Here is a 14973-nt window from a genome sequence, read left to right on the forward strand (position 1 = left end):
GAGAAACGTCTCGCTGGCACGTTGTCTGCTCGCTGTTGCTGACGCAACGCAATTTGGGAGAGGCGCCTGTCGCCTCGATAGGGAACATGAAAGCACTCACGGCACTTGCAGCGACCGCCGCGCTTGGCATCGGGACGGCATCAGCGGCCGTCATCCAGGTCGAGGACTTCAACGCCCTTGGCGGCCACGGCGCTACGCTCGACAACATCTCGATCGCCACGGTCACGACCCAGAGCAACCGCTCGGGCAGTGTGAACCAGGCGCTTCTTTTCGATACGAGCCAGTCGAATACGCAGGACGGCGACCTTGAAGGTCCGCACCAGCGGCTCTCGACCGGGACTGCGATTGATCTCGGCAATCTCGTGATCATTGCCGAGAACAGCAACTTCTCGGACCCTGACGATGAGGCGCGCGGCGGGTCCGTGACCTTCGATTTCACGAGCGCGGTCAATCTCTATAGTCTTGATTTCGCTGATACCCGTCCCGGTGTGACTGTCGAGATCACTGATATCTTCGGAGCCACTTTTCTTTACACGCTCTTCGATGATCTCGACACGGGGAACAATGCTCCGGTCAATTTCATGGAGACGCTGTTCTTTGGCGATGGTGTGAAGAATGCGGTCCGCATGGTCGTGAACCTCCCGGACTCAGGCGCCTTCGATAACCTCGCCTACTCCGAAGTGCCGCTTCCGGCGGGGCTTCTCCTGATGGGCACCGGCGCCGCGATCTTCCTCCGGAAACGCAAGGCCGCCTGAGGCGTCACGCCGTTCCAGATTTGAACAGTCGAGCCCTCTGCAGCATGTCTGCGGAGGGTTTTGCGCTGCGAAAAACAACCCAAAGGGGCTAGCTTTCAACCTTTGATAACTACAAACCTCACGAAATTGTGAGTAGTTAAGGTTTGTGGTAAACAGGGGGAGTCGGCCAACGCGCCGGTTCAGAATCAATGAAACTCATGATGTCCGCGGCAGCCGCAGCCGCAACACTGATGGCTTCGGCGCATGCTGCTCCGTTCGTCATCGACTTCGAAGGTGCCCCCGAAGGCACCCAGCTGATCGCACCGAACGCTGGCCTTCTGCCGAACGTCGCAACGATCACCGTCAGCAATGCCAATGGCCCGAACGCGCTGATTATCTTCGACACGACCGAGAACTCAGACGATTCGAACGATCCGGACCTCGTCGACAACCAGAGCGGCGTCTTCACCGGCTTTGACGATCCGAGCACCGCTGCCGTCGAGCAGGCGACCTTCGGCAACATCGCCGTCATTGCTGACCAGATGCCGTTCAACCCGGCTGACGATGAGGGTTCGGGCGGCACAGTCCTCTTCGAACTCGAGACCGTCTCGACGCTCTTCAGCCTCGACCTCCTCGATTCGAAGTCCGGTACCGTCGAGTTCTTCGACGAGAATGGCGACGAGATCGCTGGCAGCATGGTCACGCTTCCGAACGTCGATACGACGGACGCGAACTTCCCGAACCTTGCGGCAACCGTGCTCTTCAACGGCGTCAGCGGTATCTCGGGCGTGAAGTCGTTCCGCATCACGCTCGGCGAGTCCGGCGGCTTCGACAATATCGTCGGCCAGGCCGTTCCGATCCCGGGCGCGCTGCCGCTGTTCGTTGCAGGCCTTGGCGGCTTTGCTGCCATGCGTCGCCGTCGCGCTGCGAAGTAAATTCGCTCACAGAGCTTTTGGGAAAGGCGCCCCGCGGGGCGCCTTTTTTTATTGGAGCCGTTCCTTGATCCAGTCGATCATGCGGCCCTCAGCGACGGTTTCCTGACCGGGGCGTTCTTCCGTCCACTGATCGCGGCTCTCGATCGCTTCGCTGGCTTTCTTGCCGGCGCGAAGGTCCTTGAGGGTGACCTCGTTCTTGGCGATCTCGTCTTCGCCGCAGATAACCGTGATCGGCGCACCGCGCTTGTCAGCGTAGCGCATCTGGGCCTTCATGCCTGCGCCGCCGAGATAGACCTCCGCCGCGATGCCTTCCTTGCGTAGGGCCTGCGCCATGCGGTGGTAGCGCGGCATCTCGGAGGTATCGAGGGCGAGGACCACGACAGGGCCGAGGGCTTCGTCGAGGGCTGCTTTGGATTTGAGCGCGGTCAGGAGGCGGCTGACGCCTACGGAACATCCGACCGACGGGACTTCCTGCCCCTTGAACCGGGCGATGAGACCGTCATAGCGGCCGCCTGAGCCGACGGAACCGAACTGGACCGTCTGGCCCTTCTCGTTCTCGACGTCGAAGGTCAGCTCTGCCTCGAAAACCGGGCCGGTATAGTAGTCGAGGCCGCGAATCACGGACGGATCGAGCTTGACCCGGTCGCTATAGCCAAGCTCGGTCAGTGTAGAGATGATCTGGGTCAGCTCTTCCGTCCCCTCAGCACCCACGGCGTTGGCGGAGAGGGCTTCGGCCATGTCCCCGCCTTCCATGAAGCGGAGCACGGTGTCGATCTGCGCCGTCTCGAGCTTGGCGCCTTCGGTGTAGTCGCCGCTCTCGTCCTTGCGGCCTTCGCCGAGGAGGAGCGCGACACCGTCAGCACCAAGACGGTCGTATTTGTCCATCGCCCGAAGGACGGTGCCTGCCTGCCCCTGGTCCTGAGGGTCGAGACCGATGATTTCGAGGAGCCCTGTCATCACCTTGCGGGAGGAGAGCCTGATCTCGACGTCCTTGTCGTCGACGCCTGCAGCCGAGAGCGCGTCGACGAACATCATGATGATCTCCGCATCGGCATGGGGCGCAGGCGCGAAGCAGGCGTCCGCGTCGATCTGGGTGAACTCGCGGAACCGTCCGGGTCCGGGCTTTTCGTTGCGCCAGACGGTGCCCACGGCATAGCGGCGATAGGGGCGCGGCAGAGCGTCCATGTTCTCGGCCACGTAGCGCGCCAGCGGCGCGGTCAGGTCATAGCGCAGGGACAGCCACTGGTCGTCATCATCCTGAAGCGAAAAGACGCCCGCATTCGGGCGGTCCACATCGGGGAGAAACTTGCCCAGCGCATCGGTATATTCGAACGCCGGGGTCGCGAGCTGGGCGAAGCCGTAGCTCTCATAGACCTTGCCAATCCGCTCGAGCATCAGCCGCTCTGCGATCAGCTCCGCACCGGAGCGATCAGGAAAACCGCGAGCCTTGCGCGCCTTGGGGCGCTTCACTTTGTTCTTTGCCATGGGCGCGCGATAGCGATGTGGGAGGGGGTTGTGAAGGTGGGAAGCTAGCGCTCCCCTCTCCCGGTTGCGGGAGAGGGGCCGGGGGTGAGGGCGATCAGGCGTAGAAAGTAGAAGGCCCTCACCTGAAGCCTGACCTTGTCAGCCTTCGACCTCTCCCCGAGGGAGAGGTGAAGCGCTCCAAACTACTGCACCACGATCTCAGCGTGGAGAGCACCGGCAGCCTTCAAGGCTTCGAAGATCTCGATCATGTCCTGGGGCGGTACGTCGAGGGCGTTGAGCCCCTCAACAAGGTCCTGAAGTGAGGCCCCGGCTTCGAGCGCAGTGACGTCGCCGGGCACCCCTTCGCTCACAGCGATGGAAGTGCGCGGCAGGACAACTGTGTTCCCATCAGCGAAGGGACCGGGCTGGCTCGCCACGGGGGTCTCGGCCACGCGGATGGTCAGCGCGCCCTGCGCTACCGCGACGGGAGCGATGCGGACATTCTCACCGAGGACGATGGTGCCTGACCGCTGGTCGATCACGACGCGGGCCTTCCTCGCAGGGGTGAGAAACGTGCCCTCGATGGCGGCGATGAGCTGAGGCGCGGAAAGCCCCGTCCGGCGGGTATCGATTTCCACCGTGCCTGCATCGGTCATCACGACCCCTGCCCCGAGGCTCGACTGCAAGGTCGCTTCGATCCGGCGGGCAGTTGTGAAATCGGGGTCGCGCAGGGCGAGGCGGATCACTTTCATATCCGCAAAGCGGAAACCCACCTCCGCCTCGACCCGCGCTCCCCCAGCAATCGTGCCTAACGTGGGAGAGCCCTGAGACGCAGAACCCGCCGCACCCTGAACATCAAAACCCCCGACTGCCAGGGGGCCTTGCGCCACGGCGTAGACACGATTGTCAGCACCAAGAAGGGGCGTCATGACGAGCAACCCTCCCTGAAGGCTTTCGGCGTCACCGATGGAACTGACGGCGACGTCGATACGGCTCCCAGCCCTTGAAAAGGGAGGGAGGGTCGCCGTCACGATGACGGCGGCAACATTATCCGGCCTGAAGGTCTCATCCTGCATGTTGACCCCCAAGCGTTCGAGGAGGCTGATAAGGGCCTCTTCCGTGTAGGGAGCGTTCCTTAGACTGTCGCCGGAGCCATTGAGGCCCACGACGATGCCGTAGCCGATCAGGTCGTTACCTCTTACCCCCTCGACATCGACAAGGTCCTTGAGGCGAACGGCCTGGCCCCAGGCCTGCCCGCAGAGGAGGATGAGGATGAGAGCTATGCGGATCATCTGAGGAAGTTCGTGAGCCTGAGCGAGCTGAGGCGGCTGGTGACGGTGTAGGCAGCTTGCAGGCGGGCCTCGAGGGACTGAGTCTCGGACGCCGCCTCGAAGGGATCGCGCCCAAGGGCGCTTTCGATCCGGCTGATGGCTAGTCCTTCAAGGCGAGAGAGCCGTTCCCCTTCCCGCTCAATGGAAGAGAGCGCTAGGCCGAGGCCTGCTTCTTCGGTGATAATGTCTTCGCGCGCTGTCTGGATGATATCCGAGCCTCCTGCGAGGAGAGTGCGTTGATCCGCTGTCGGAGCGTCCTCGTTGAGAGCGATCATGGCGAGGCCCTTGAAGAGGAGCCGGAAACCTTCGTCTCCTGCTGATGGGAGGCCGGTAATCGAGCTGTCATCGCTCAATTGCTGGGAGGCGATGCGGTCGCCGCCAGCGTAGAGCGAGGTGTCGAAGGCTCCGCCCGGCGCGAGGACGGTGTCGATTGCAGCTTCGATGCTCACTGCGTTCACGGGACCGGTGACGGCGGCGCGGATCGTTGTCAGGAAGTCATCAGCAGACGGCATGACCCGCCCGGTGCCGAGGTCTCCGCCAAAGATAGAGCGACCGCCGAACCTTGCGTCGAGGGCACCGAAGATCCCCCCGAGGGCGGTCTTGGCTTCTGTCGCGGCGAAGGTATCGGCATCGACGCCGAGGCTGATCTCACCGACGCCGCGGGCGATGAGCGCGACGTTCTCGGAAAGCTCGCTGATCGTGCGGAGTGAAGAGCTGGCGACCTCGTACCGCCCTTCGAGGAGGGTCAGGCGCGCCCTCGCACTTTCGGAGGCATCGAGGAAGGACTGAGCCCGCAGGAGGGGCTGCTGGTCACCGCGCACGGCGCCGAGGCTGTCCTCTTTACGGCCGGTGACCATCTCATTGGCTGCACGGTCGAGATCCTTGCGGAGCTGGCTGATCCGGCTACTGAAGGTCGACTGGAAAAAGGCGTCGGGGGATTGGATGAGCATCTAGATCTCCAGGAGCTGGGCGAGCATGTCGTCTGCCGTCTGAATGACCCGGGCGTTGGCGGCGAAGGCCTGCTCCACGAGGAGGAGGTCCTGAAGCTCGCGATCGGTGTCCACGGCGGTGAGGCGGTTGATCTCGCTTTCGAGGGTGACCGTAGCGCTTTCAGAGGACGCGGCGATGTTCTGGGCTCGGAAGGCATCGGTGCCAAAGCGCGAGGAGACGGCGCCGACCGTATCGATGAAGCTGAGGCTGCTCGCAGTGCCCGTCGCTGTGGTCAGAACGCGCTGTTCGGAGAGGAAGGCTTCAAGGTCTGCAAGGACTCCCTGCCCCCCTTCGGGGCCGGGCGCGGTCGCGCCCATGCCTTCCCGCAGGCGGTAGAGCTCTCCGCCCTGGGCTGGGTCGCCGAGCAGGTTGACCGTGATAAGCTGCGCGGCACTGCTCGTTCCTGCGCCGAGGACGAAGAGGCCTTCAGTAGACGTCGTGTCGGCATCCGCCGAACGCTCCGTCAGCTGACGGGCGAGCGCGTCTATGCGGTTCGCCGCATCGGTGGCGAGGACGTCCCTCACAGCGAACGATGCGGCGAGGCTGCCTCCCCTGATCCCCTGCACACCGCCTGGCGTCACGTCGAAGCCGTCGACTTTCAGGCCCGAGAAATCGCCATTGGCGAAGCTGAGGGAGAAGCTGGCGGAGCCCGAAGGGGTGAAATCGACCGTCTTCGGTTCTTCGCCGAGGAGGAGGACACCATTCCCGGTACGGATGGTCACGGCCTCGCCATAGCTGCCGGTCACGTTGATATCGAGCATGGCGCCGATTTCGAGGACCAGCGCGCGCTGGCGCTCGGCCACCGCATCGAGCTCGACGCCTTTCGGTCGCCGTGCTTCTTGATTGAGCGTGTCGAGTTCGGAAAGCGCAGCGTTGAGACGCTCGACATCGCTGGCGATCTGTCGGTCTGCGGAGAGCCTTGCGTCCTGGATCTGGGTGTCGATCCTCGCGAAGGTCTCCGTCACGTCCTGCGCCGCGCGGAGCAAGCCCTGCTGGGCTGCCCCGCTTTCGGGCGAGAGGCGCAGGTCGCTCAAGGCTTCCTCGAACCGGGCGATGGCCGGATAGAGACCGTCAGCATCTCCCACTTCGCCGAAGCTTTCGAAGATGGCGCGGAGGGCATCGGCACGCCCGAGGTCAGCAGCTTCGCGCCCCAGCGAGGAGATGAGCTGCCGCTCCTGCACCTCGGCAGAAGCCCGCTCGATACCCGTGGCGCGGACGCCACCAGGGACCACGGCTTCGCTCAAGACGGAGCGGCGGGTGAAGCCGACCGTACCGGCATTGGCGATGTTGAAGCTCAGCACTTCTGCCCTGAGGGACGCCATCGAGAGGCCCGACAGGCTGTTCGAGAGTGTTGCCGCGAAGCTCATGGTCTATCGCTTTCCCCTGGCGTCAGCGCAGGATGTTGGTCGTTTCCTGGAGCATCTCGTCGACGGTCCGGATCACATTGGCGTTGGAGGCGTAGGCCCTCTGCGTACGGATGAGGTCCGTCAGTTCCGTCCCGAGGTCGGTCGTCGACTCCGCGAGTGCGAAGCCGACGATCGCCCCGGTGCCTCCGTCCCCGGCGTCCTGGAGGAAGAGGTCACCTGACTCTTGGCTGATCTTGAAGCTCTGATTGTCCGAAGCGACCAGGCCGTCAGGGTTCGGAACGTCTGCGACCGGGATCTGGTAGAGAAAGCGGCGGAAGCCTGTCTCGTAGATCGCTTCGAGGCGGCCTGCTTCATCAATCTCGACCCGCGCGAAGTCACCTGCCGGCGCGCCGTTGCGGATCACATTGATCGGGCGGAAGGCTTCGGAGAACTGGCTGATGCTCCCTGCCTGTCCGGGGATACCGATATTGATGGAGAGGTCATTGCCTGCGTCGAGCCAGGTGATCCCCACCTGCCCCGTGGCGATGTCATAGGTCGCGCCGCCCGACGCGATCACCGAATTGATCGTGCCGCCGCCGGGGTTCGTGTCGTTGAAGCTCAGATTGAGTTGGCCAACCGATGCGGGAGGGGTCTGGCTCTGGTCGACGAGGTCCACCTGCCATTGGTTCGAGAAGCCTGTCGCAGGGACGATCGGCGTAAAGACGGCATTGATCGTCTGCACACGGCCGAGATTGTCGAAGGCCTCGATGGGGAGCGTGTAGGGATCGCCGCTCTCCCCTGCTCCGGTCGCGCCTGCGGGCAGGTTGATGCCGAGGCCCACCTGCGTGGTCGGCTCGGCGGCCAGCTCTGTGGTGTTAATGTTCACAGGGACGAGGTCGATGCCTGATCGCCGCGAGACATTGCCGACCGACCCGTCGGGGTTCGCTGGCCAGCCGAGGAGCGCGGCGCCCCCGGGGGTCACGAGAAAGCCGCGCTCATCGCTCCGGAACGAGCCAGTGGCGGTCAGGATCAGGGGCCGCTCGCCCGGCTGGTCGAAGATGTTGATGTCCTGGGTGGTGGGCAGGAAGCCCTTGCCGGCGAGCGCGATGTCCGTGCTGCGGCCCGTGGAGAAGAGCGCGCCCTGCTCCCCTGCGAGGCGAGCGGTCTCGACCCGGACGCCGCCCGCCGCGAAGGCTGCCGGGTTGTCGGCGAGGACCATGCTGAAAAAGTCAGCAGTCGCCCTTTTATAGCCCACCGTGCCTGAGTTCGCGACATTGTCGGAGATCGCCGCCAGCTTGGTCGCGTTCACCGACAGGCCCATCACGCCTGCATTGAGAGAGGAAGAAATCGTCATGCCCGTCAACTCCTGGATAACTACCAGAGGTTGTAGGGCTTTGTGGTTAACGGGCGTTTAAAGGCAACCCTTCTGGGTTGAGAAGAATGAAGCTGATGCGTCGGTTTTGCGGGGCGGAGGCATCTTTATTTAGCGGCAGGCGATCCGCATGCCCCGTGACCTCGAAGAAGGCCCGGTCGCTGAGACCCTTTTGTGTCGCTAGCCGACGGGCCGCATGCGCCCTGTCAGATGACAGCTCCCAATTGCCGTAATCTTCGCGGGAGAACTGCAAGTCATCCGTATGCCCGACGACCTTGATGCGGCGACCGCTGTCCGCCAGCACCGGGACGATCAGGTCGAGAATGCGCTCCAGTCGCGGGGTCACCCCTGCATTGCCGAGGTCGAACACCGCCTTGTCGTCGGTGTCCATCAGATCGACCACGACGCCTTCGGGAGCGAGGGTGAGCTTGACCGCATCGTCAACAGCAGTGCCGCTCAGGACGTCCTCGATCTCTCGCAGGAGTACCTGGTCGCTTGCCTGAACGCCGCCGCGATTGTCGGTGGCAAGGCTCTCGGTGGTGAAGACGCTGTCGCCGTTCAGGAGGTCATTGCCGCCCCCCGACGTGGGGCTGATCGGAATGGACGGATTGAAGTAATCCGCGATCCCCCGGCGCTGGCTTTCCGTCGTCGCACCAAGGATCCAGAGCAGCATGAAGAACGCCATCATGGACGTCACGAAGTCGGCGTAGGCGACCTTCCAAGCACCACCATGGTGATCGTCATGCTCCACGGACCTCCCGCGGCGGATGATAGGTTGGGTCTCGGCCATGTCAGGGGGTCCATCGCGACTACCGGTTGCATGTATCAACCCGCCGTAAAGCTTCCTTTAACGCCTTATGGTTGTATTGCTTCCATGGCCAGAACCCTCGCGATCACCGACCTCATTGATGCCCAAAGGCAGGGCGTTCCGCAGACGGAGGAGACGAGCGCCCTCTCACGAGAGACGCTCGACAGCCTGCCAAGATGGAATGCGCTGGCGGCGGAGATTGGGGAGCAGTTCTCGGATCTTCTCTGCGAGAAGGTGGTCGGCGCTGTTGAGCTCTCCATGATGAGCGAGCGCGAATGGCGCAAATCGTCGGAGAAACCGGGCCTCATTGTCACCGCGAGGCGCCTGACTGTCCGTATACCCGAGGCGAAGGCAAGGCTTCTCACGGACCGGTTGCTCCGGGACCCGCAGAGCGAGGATGAGCCATCTGTTGATGGCTTTGATGCCCTTAGCCTCGCTCCCCTCCTCACGGTCATCCTTGACGGGATCCGTAGGGCCTTCGGAATTGCCCTGCCGATGCCTGATCTCAAACAGCCGCAGTTCCGCTGGCCACTGGAGCCGCCGAACCCTGCCAAGCGGATCCTGGCTGAGTTCCAGCTGTCCCTTCAGGACGGCAAGCAGGTCCCGCTCCAGCTGCTCCTCCCCGCCGATGCGACGAACGCCATGAAGCCCAAGGAAACAGGCGCCGTAGAGACGCGGCATCTCCATATCGGCTTACCGGTTGAGGCTGTCCTTGGCCGCTGGACAGCGACCGCGCGGGAGGTTGCGGCACTGGAGCCCGGGATGAGCCTTCCTATACCTGGAGCCAACCTCGACGCCATTGAGATCGCCATTCCGTGTGCCGATCAAGCCGTTTCTGTTGGCTCAGGAAAGCTCGTGACATCGCGGAATCGCCATTCAATCGAAATCGTTTCAGCCCCTTCGGCGTAGCGCGCGGATCCTGTCCGCAAAGCGTATTGCGGCAGCCACCGCCGCGAAGTGTTCCGGCTTGATGGCCTCGCCGACCCCCACAGTCGCGTGAAGCGAGCGGGCGCTCGGCGGGTCCTCGCGCACCGGAACGCCAGCCTCGGACGCTGCGGCCCTGAGGCGCAAGGCGACTTCGTCAGTACCCTTTGCAACGCACTTCGGCAGGTCCTCTCCGCTGCGGTCCCATTTCAGCGCCACGGCGTAGTGGGTGGGGTTCATCAGAAGGACGTCGGCCGTCTTCACATCCTCCATCATGCGCTGGTTCGCGATCTCCTGCGCCTTCATCCGGCGCTTGGCCTTGAGGTCCTGGTCGCCTTCTGAGTCCTTCCGCTCGTCCTTTGTTTCCTGATGGGACATCTTGAGGCGCTTCTCGCGCTGGGCACGGACGATCGGGATATCGATGAGCGCGAAGACCGCCGAAACAGCAAACGCAATGCCGACAAACAGGAGGAGCTCGCGCATTAGGAGCACGGCGAGGATGTTCCTCCCCTCAGGGATCTGGAGCGCGACGCGGTTGGCTTCGATCCACAGAAAGATGCCTGACACGATCGAGAGGACAACGGCCTTGAGGCTGTTCTTCGCAAACTCGAGGAGTGCCTGGGGCCCGAACTTCTTGCCCGCATTCTTCAAAGGCGAGATCTTGTCGATCGAGGGCTTGATCCGCTGGGGTGCAAAGACGATCGACTGCTGAAGGCCTAAGGCGAGGATCACAGCAATCCCCGGCACCGCAGCCAGCGGCACGAGGAACAGCATCGCCTCAACGGAGAGCTTGCCGGTCATCCCGCCTTCGAGGAGCGCTGTGCTTGCTTCCTCAGGGTGCAGAAGGAAGCCTCGTAGCAGCTTGCTAAATCCTGCCGCACCGGCCGCTGCGAAGGCCAGCGCGAGGACAAAGCCTGCGAGAGCGGCGGCGGTGTTGGCCTCTTGTGAGACCGGGACATCGCCCTTCTTCTTGGCGCGCTCCTTCTTGCCCTGGGAGGCCGGTTCGACCTTGTCGGCGGCATCATCGCTCACGGCAATACCTCAGGATAGCGCAGGAGCCACGCGGCGAGCATCGAGCTAACCGTCAGCATGAAGAGCGCCAGCCCACCAAGGGTGATCGCTGGGAGGCCGACAAATGTCACCATGAGCTGCGGCATGGCCCTGTTGAGGAAACCCATCAGCAGGTAGAAGGCGAAGTTCAGCACAAGGAACGGCAATGCGAGGCGCACGCCGAACGCGATAGCTCCGCGCGCCAGCATCGTCGCCTGCTCAGCCTCGAGCCCCGTGTCGAGTGAGGCCGAGCCGAGGGGAATCGTCTCCAGCTGCTCAGCGAACACCGCGAGGATTGTGACATCGAACCCTGCCGTCAGGAGCAACGTCGTTGCCGCCAGTGTCAGGCCGTTGGACACGGCGCTGGCGCTATCGCCCATGGTATCGACGCCGAAAACCTGACCGAGAGAGAGAGCCTGAGCGATGATCGCGCCGGTGAAGCTCAGGGCAAAGATCATCGCACGGACGGTGAAGCCGAGGGCGATGCCCACGAACGCCTCGACCCCTAGAAGTGCTGCCAGCCCGCCCTGCTTCACATCCGCGACGGGCTCGGTCAGCGGCAGAAGGAGCCCTGTCAGCGCGACGGCGAGCAGGACCTTCATCCTGACCGGAACCACACTCTCCGCGATGCCGGGCATGAAGAGGAAAAATCCCGAAAGCCTGGTCAGAAGCGCAACTGCTGTCGTGATGTCGACGCCGAACGAGCTGAGAAGCTCGTTCAGTAGGCTGATTGCCTCGCTCATACTGTGCCGAGAAGCTTGGGCGTCGCGTGACCCCGGATTTCGTCGAGAGAGAGGACGGCGTTCTTGATGCCGTAGACCGCGAGGATATCCCGGAGGCGGCGCCTGAGCGGAGCAGCGACGGCGAAGACCGGGAACGCGCCGCCCTCGGCCGCCTTGTCGAGCGCCTCCCGCGCGGCCTTGGCGAGCTGCAATCCGTCGACGTCGCCATCCATCGCCGCCTCGCGAAGGGCCTCCGACCAGCTGTCACCAAGCTGGAGGGTCGGCAGCTCTTTCCCCTCGCCGGCGAGCTTGGCCACGAAGCCGAAGGCGATCCGCCTGCGGACATGTTCGATGGTCTCGTTGGTCGGCAGTTCAGCGCCCTTGGCTTCCGCCGCCGCTTCGATGATCAGCGGCAGCTGGCGGATCGAGACCCGTTCGTTGAGAAGGTCGCGCAGCACCTGAAGCAGCTGGTCCTTCGAGACCCGCTCCGGGATCATCTCGTCGAGGAAACGCCGGTTGGCCTCGGCCTTCTCAGGGTCAGAAACGTCCCGATAGCTGTCGAGGATGGCCCGGAGGGTGCGCCTTGTCATCAGCCTGGAAAAGTTCGACTGCACTGTTTCAAGAAGGTGGGTCGCCATGACCTCTGCCGGCTCGACCACCGTGAGCCCTGCCACGATAGCACGCTCTTTCCCTGCGAAATTCACCCAGCGGGCGGCTGCGCCGTAAACGGGCTCCTTCGCCGACGCGCCCTCGATCTCAGGATGTTGGCCTTCCGGGACCAGGACGAGCCATTCGCCTGCCCTGAGGTTCGCGGACGCAACCTCCGTACCCTGAAGCTTGATGGCGTAGGTCGAGGGCTTGAGGCTCGCGCGGTCCGTGACGCGCACCGGGGGCAGGATGAAGCCGTACTCCTGCACGATGAAGCGGCGGATCTTGTCGACCCTGCCGTCGAAGGCTCCCTCGCCTCCCGCAACAGTGGACACGAGGTCGGGCGCGATCTCGACATGCACTTCGTCAACGTCGAGGAGGTCCCCGAGGTTGGTCTTTGGCGCCTCTTCAGCTTGCGGAGCAATCTCCGCCATGTCGACCGTCGATTTCATGCGCCACGCGGCGAAGAGGAGCGAACCTGCCGCGAGCGAAAAGGGGAGGAACGGAAGCCCAGGAAACATGGCGAAGGCGGCCATTGCCACGCCGACCGTCACCAGCGTCTCGCGCCTTCCGCCGAGCTCACGGAGGAGCGCAAGGTCCACTGCCTCCTCGCCCCGCCCCTTGGACAGGAGAAGCGCCGCCGCGACAGAGATCACCACAGCCGGGATCTGGTTCACGAGGCCATCGCCGACCGTCAGGATGGAATAGTTCTCGATCGCTTCGCCGAAGCTGATCCCATGCATCAGCATACCGACGGCGATGCCGGCGACCAGGTTCAGAAGGGTCACGAGGAGGCTAGCGACCGCATCGCCCTTCACGAACTTCGACACGCCGTCGAGAGAGCCGAGAAAGGCCGTCTCCTGCTGCTCTCGCGTACGGAGGGTCTTCGCCTCCTCGTGGGTGATGGCACCTGACGCGACGTCGGCGTCGATGGCGAGCTGCTTGCCCGGCATTGCGTCGAGGGCAAAGCGCGCACCGACCTCGGCCATGCGGCCTGCGCCCTTGGTGATGACGAGGAAGTTCACGATGATCAGCACAGAGAAGACAATCAGACCGATGGCGATGTTACCGCCCATGACGAACATGGCGAAGCCTTCGATCACGCCGCCCGCTGCGCTCGTGCCTGTGTGCCCCTCACCAATGATCAGCTTGGTGGAGGAGATGTTGAGCGCCAGCCTGAGGAGGAGAGAGACCAGCAGGATCGCCGGAAAGCTCGAGAAATCGAGCGGCCGCTCAACGAAAAGGACCGTCACGAAAATCAGCACCGCGAAGGCGAAACTGGCGGTCAGGCCGAGATCCAGCACGATCGGGGGGACCGGCAGGACCATCATGATGAGGATGGCCATGAGCCCAATCGCGAGACCGACCGCCGGGTTTATCGATATCTTGGAAAGCACCCTGCCCTCACCCTACGGATCAACTGCCAAACAGCGTCAGAATCTCCGTCCTGAAAAAGTCGACCAGCAGCACCGCCATGAACCCTGCCGTCAGCCAGAAAACGACGACGATGACGATCAGCTTGGGAACAAATGTCAGCGTCAGTTCCTGGATCGAAGTCAGCGCCTGAAGGAGCCCGATGATCAGGCCCGCCGCCAGCGCTGCGATGAGGATCGGCGCCGCCATCACGACGCCAGTCCTGAGCGCCCCCCTGATCAGGAGGAGGACGTCGGCTTCATTCACAGGGGCATCCGGAGGATGTCCTGATAGGCCGAGACGACCTGATCGCGGACGCTGATCGCTGTCTGGAGCGCTAGCTCTGCCTGGCTCAAAGCTTCGACCACGGACTGTGCGTCGATCGTGCCGGTCGAGAAGCCCTGCGCAGCCTGATCAGCCTTGTCGAAGGTGGCGAGGAAATTCTTCGCCCCGGTCTCAAGCGCGTTCGGCTTGGTCGTTGTCATTCCGTACCCGGATGCGGCGGCGAGCTGTTCGATGTTCATGGCTTATCCCTTACGGTTCGAGGATCTGGAGAAGGTTGCGGTAAAAGCCCTGGGCCTGACGAAAGGCCTGAAGGTTTGCATCAAAGCTACGCCGCGCCTCCTTGGCGTCGGCGAGCTCAACCATCAGGTCGACATTTGAGCTGATGACCATGCCGTTTTCGTCTGCCATGGGATGGAATGGCTCGTAGCGCTCCTGCCCCGGACGATTTGAAAGGCTGAGGCGCTTCATCTCGACGCCGCCTTCGGCCAGGTCCTTGAAGTGCAGAAGCTTGCGCCGGTAGCCGGGGGTATCGACGTTCGACAGGTTCTCCGACGTAATGCGCATACGGAGGCTTTGGGTGCTCATCCCCGAGGACGAGGCGCCTAACGATGCGAGAAGAGGATCAACCGCCATTATTGCGGCCCTCGGATTGCAAGACGCAGCATGCCGAGGGTCGATTTCCAGACCGACATCGCGGCCTCGTGCCTGCCGCGCGCCTCGGCCATGCTCAGCATTTCCGCATCGAGCTTGATCGGTTCACGGGTTAGCTCGGGCGCAACCTCGCGGCCACCGCTCGATGCTTTGAGGGCATCCTGAAACGCGATCAGTTCACGGCGCTTCGCTCCCGGCACGTCGACGCGTGCGAGATTGTCAGCCGTCGCACCATGAGCCTGCGTCGCGTGACGCGCCATGGTGCTTGATAGCTTCAGTAGAGAGATTTCCTGGGCCATG

The 14973-nt window shown here is 63.2% G+C and carries 16 protein-coding genes; 3 read left to right on the plus strand and 13 right to left on the minus strand.

Annotated features, from left to right (window positions below):
- The first annotated feature begins 86 nt into the window (after nt 1-86).
- On the plus strand, nt 87-755 hold the full coding sequence (locus HK107_RS03335) for a hypothetical protein (RefSeq protein ID WP_173196783.1): 669 nt from the start codon (nt 87-89) through the stop codon (nt 753-755).
- Nucleotides 756-955: 200 nt separating this feature from the next.
- Nucleotides 956-1669 (plus strand): hypothetical protein, encoded by a 714-nt coding sequence (locus tag HK107_RS03340; protein ID WP_173196785.1) that lies wholly within the window; start codon nt 956-958, stop codon nt 1667-1669.
- A gap of 48 nt (nt 1670-1717) precedes the next feature.
- Here HK107_RS03340 and hisS read toward each other — a convergent pair whose 3' ends face one another.
- The 6 genes from hisS to HK107_RS03370 all read right to left on the minus strand — a co-directional run bounded on the left by hisS (nt 1718) and on the right by HK107_RS03370 (nt 8962).
- Nucleotides 1718-3154, minus strand: a complete 1437-nt coding sequence (gene hisS, locus HK107_RS03345) for a histidine--tRNA ligase (RefSeq protein ID WP_173196786.1) — start codon at nt 3152-3154, stop codon at nt 1718-1720.
- A gap of 182 nt (nt 3155-3336) precedes the next feature.
- Entirely contained in the window at nt 3337-4425 is a 1089-nt protein-coding gene (locus HK107_RS03350) for a flagellar basal body P-ring protein FlgI (RefSeq protein ID WP_173196787.1), read from the minus strand.
- The gene (locus HK107_RS03355) at nt 4422-5414 is read right to left on the minus strand and encodes a flagellin (protein WP_173196788.1); all 993 of its coding nucleotides are present in this window, start codon (nt 5412-5414) and stop codon (nt 4422-4424) included. The genes HK107_RS03350 and HK107_RS03355 overlap by 4 nt, the downstream gene beginning before the upstream one ends.
- Nucleotides 5415-6821, minus strand: a complete 1407-nt coding sequence (flgK, locus tag HK107_RS03360; protein ID WP_173196789.1) for a flagellar hook-associated protein FlgK — start codon at nt 6819-6821, stop codon at nt 5415-5417.
- A gap of 22 nt (nt 6822-6843) precedes the next feature.
- Nucleotides 6844-8154, minus strand: a complete 1311-nt coding sequence (locus tag HK107_RS03365) for a flagellar hook protein FlgE (protein WP_173196790.1) — start codon at nt 8152-8154, stop codon at nt 6844-6846.
- Nucleotides 8155-8200: 46 nt separating this feature from the next.
- Nucleotides 8201-8962, minus strand: coding sequence for a flagellar motor protein MotB (locus tag HK107_RS03370; RefSeq protein WP_173196791.1), 762 nt, complete (start codon nt 8960-8962; stop codon nt 8201-8203).
- Between the two features lie 84 nt (nt 8963-9046).
- Between HK107_RS03370 and HK107_RS03375 the strand changes: the two genes are divergently transcribed.
- Entirely contained in the window at nt 9047-9889 is an 843-nt protein-coding gene (locus tag HK107_RS03375) for a FliM/FliN family flagellar motor C-terminal domain-containing protein (RefSeq protein ID WP_173196792.1), read from the plus strand.
- On the opposite strand, the gene HK107_RS03380 is transcribed toward HK107_RS03375, so the two are convergent.
- Genes HK107_RS03380 through HK107_RS03410 form a run of 7 tightly spaced genes read right to left on the minus strand, consistent with a single transcriptional unit; the run spans nt 9872 to nt 14972 of the window.
- Complete coding sequence (locus tag HK107_RS03380; protein ID WP_173196793.1) at nt 9872-10936, minus strand: EscU/YscU/HrcU family type III secretion system export apparatus switch protein; 1065 nt, start codon at nt 10934-10936, stop codon at nt 9872-9874. The two genes, HK107_RS03375 and HK107_RS03380, sit on opposite strands and share 18 nt — an antisense overlap.
- Complete coding sequence (locus HK107_RS03385; protein WP_173196795.1) at nt 10933-11697, minus strand: flagellar biosynthetic protein FliR; 765 nt, start codon at nt 11695-11697, stop codon at nt 10933-10935. The genes HK107_RS03380 and HK107_RS03385 overlap by 4 nt, the downstream gene beginning before the upstream one ends.
- A complete protein-coding gene (locus HK107_RS03390) occupies nt 11694-13721 on the minus strand; it encodes a flagellar biosynthesis protein FlhA (RefSeq protein WP_332871483.1) in 2028 nt (675 codons plus the stop codon). Before HK107_RS03390 ends, HK107_RS03385 begins: the two co-directional genes overlap by 4 nt.
- 19 nt (nt 13722-13740) lie before the next feature.
- Nucleotides 13741-14004, minus strand: coding sequence for a flagellar biosynthetic protein FliQ (locus HK107_RS03395; RefSeq protein WP_332871484.1), 264 nt, complete (start codon nt 14002-14004; stop codon nt 13741-13743).
- Nucleotides 14001-14261 (minus strand): flagellar hook-basal body complex protein FliE, encoded by a 261-nt coding sequence (locus HK107_RS03400; RefSeq protein WP_173196797.1) that lies wholly within the window; start codon nt 14259-14261, stop codon nt 14001-14003. The genes HK107_RS03395 and HK107_RS03400 overlap by 4 nt, the downstream gene beginning before the upstream one ends.
- 10 nt (nt 14262-14271) lie before the next feature.
- Nucleotides 14272-14607: a flagellar basal body protein gene (locus tag HK107_RS03405; protein ID WP_233061122.1), complete on the minus strand. Its 336-nt coding sequence runs from the start codon at nt 14605-14607 to the stop codon at nt 14272-14274.
- 47 nt (nt 14608-14654) lie between these two features.
- The gene (locus HK107_RS03410; RefSeq protein WP_173196801.1) at nt 14655-14972 is read right to left on the minus strand and encodes a hypothetical protein; all 318 of its coding nucleotides are present in this window, start codon (nt 14970-14972) and stop codon (nt 14655-14657) included.
- Between the last annotated feature and the right edge of the window lies 1 nt (nt 14973).

Origin of the sequence: Parvularcula mediterranea, from assembly GCF_013085255.1 — a bacterium.
Taxonomy (GTDB): Bacteria; Pseudomonadota; Alphaproteobacteria; order Caulobacterales; family Parvularculaceae; genus Parvularcula; species Parvularcula mediterranea.

What these genes read in the sequence shown, in the direction of transcription:
- HK107_RS03370 (WP_173196791.1), bottom strand. Translation starts at nt 8,962, where the DNA reads ATGGCCGAGACCCAACCTATCATCCGCCGCGGGAGGTCCGTGGAGCAT.
- HK107_RS03410 (WP_173196801.1), bottom strand. Translation starts at nt 14,972, where the DNA reads ATGGCCCAGGAAATCTCTCTACTGAAGCTATCAAGCACCATGGCGCGT.
- HK107_RS03350 (WP_173196787.1), bottom strand. Translation starts at nt 4,425, where the DNA reads ATGATCCGCATAGCTCTCATCCTCATCCTCCTCTGCGGGCAGGCCTGG.
- HK107_RS03355 (WP_173196788.1), bottom strand. Translation starts at nt 5,414, where the DNA reads ATGCTCATCCAATCCCCCGACGCCTTTTTCCAGTCGACCTTCAGTAGC.
- HK107_RS03385 (WP_173196795.1), bottom strand. Translation starts at nt 11,697, where the DNA reads ATGAGCGAGGCAATCAGCCTACTGAACGAGCTTCTCAGCTCGTTCGGC.
- HK107_RS03340 (WP_173196785.1), top strand. Translation starts at nt 956, where the DNA reads ATGTCCGCGGCAGCCGCAGCCGCAACACTGATGGCTTCGGCGCATGCT.
- hisS (WP_173196786.1), bottom strand. Translation starts at nt 3,154, where the DNA reads ATGGCAAAGAACAAAGTGAAGCGCCCCAAGGCGCGCAAGGCTCGCGGT.
- HK107_RS03335 (WP_173196783.1), top strand. Translation starts at nt 87, where the DNA reads ATGAAAGCACTCACGGCACTTGCAGCGACCGCCGCGCTTGGCATCGGG.
- HK107_RS03375 (WP_173196792.1), top strand. Translation starts at nt 9,047, where the DNA reads ATGGCCAGAACCCTCGCGATCACCGACCTCATTGATGCCCAAAGGCAG.
- HK107_RS03400 (WP_173196797.1), bottom strand. Translation starts at nt 14,261, where the DNA reads ATGAACATCGAACAGCTCGCCGCCGCATCCGGGTACGGAATGACAACG.
- HK107_RS03405 (WP_233061122.1), bottom strand. Translation starts at nt 14,607, where the DNA reads ATGAGCACCCAAAGCCTCCGTATGCGCATTACGTCGGAGAACCTGTCG.
- HK107_RS03365 (WP_173196790.1), bottom strand. Translation starts at nt 8,154, where the DNA reads ATGACGATTTCTTCCTCTCTCAATGCAGGCGTGATGGGCCTGTCGGTG.
- flgK (WP_173196789.1), bottom strand. Translation starts at nt 6,821, where the DNA reads ATGAGCTTCGCGGCAACACTCTCGAACAGCCTGTCGGGCCTCTCGATG.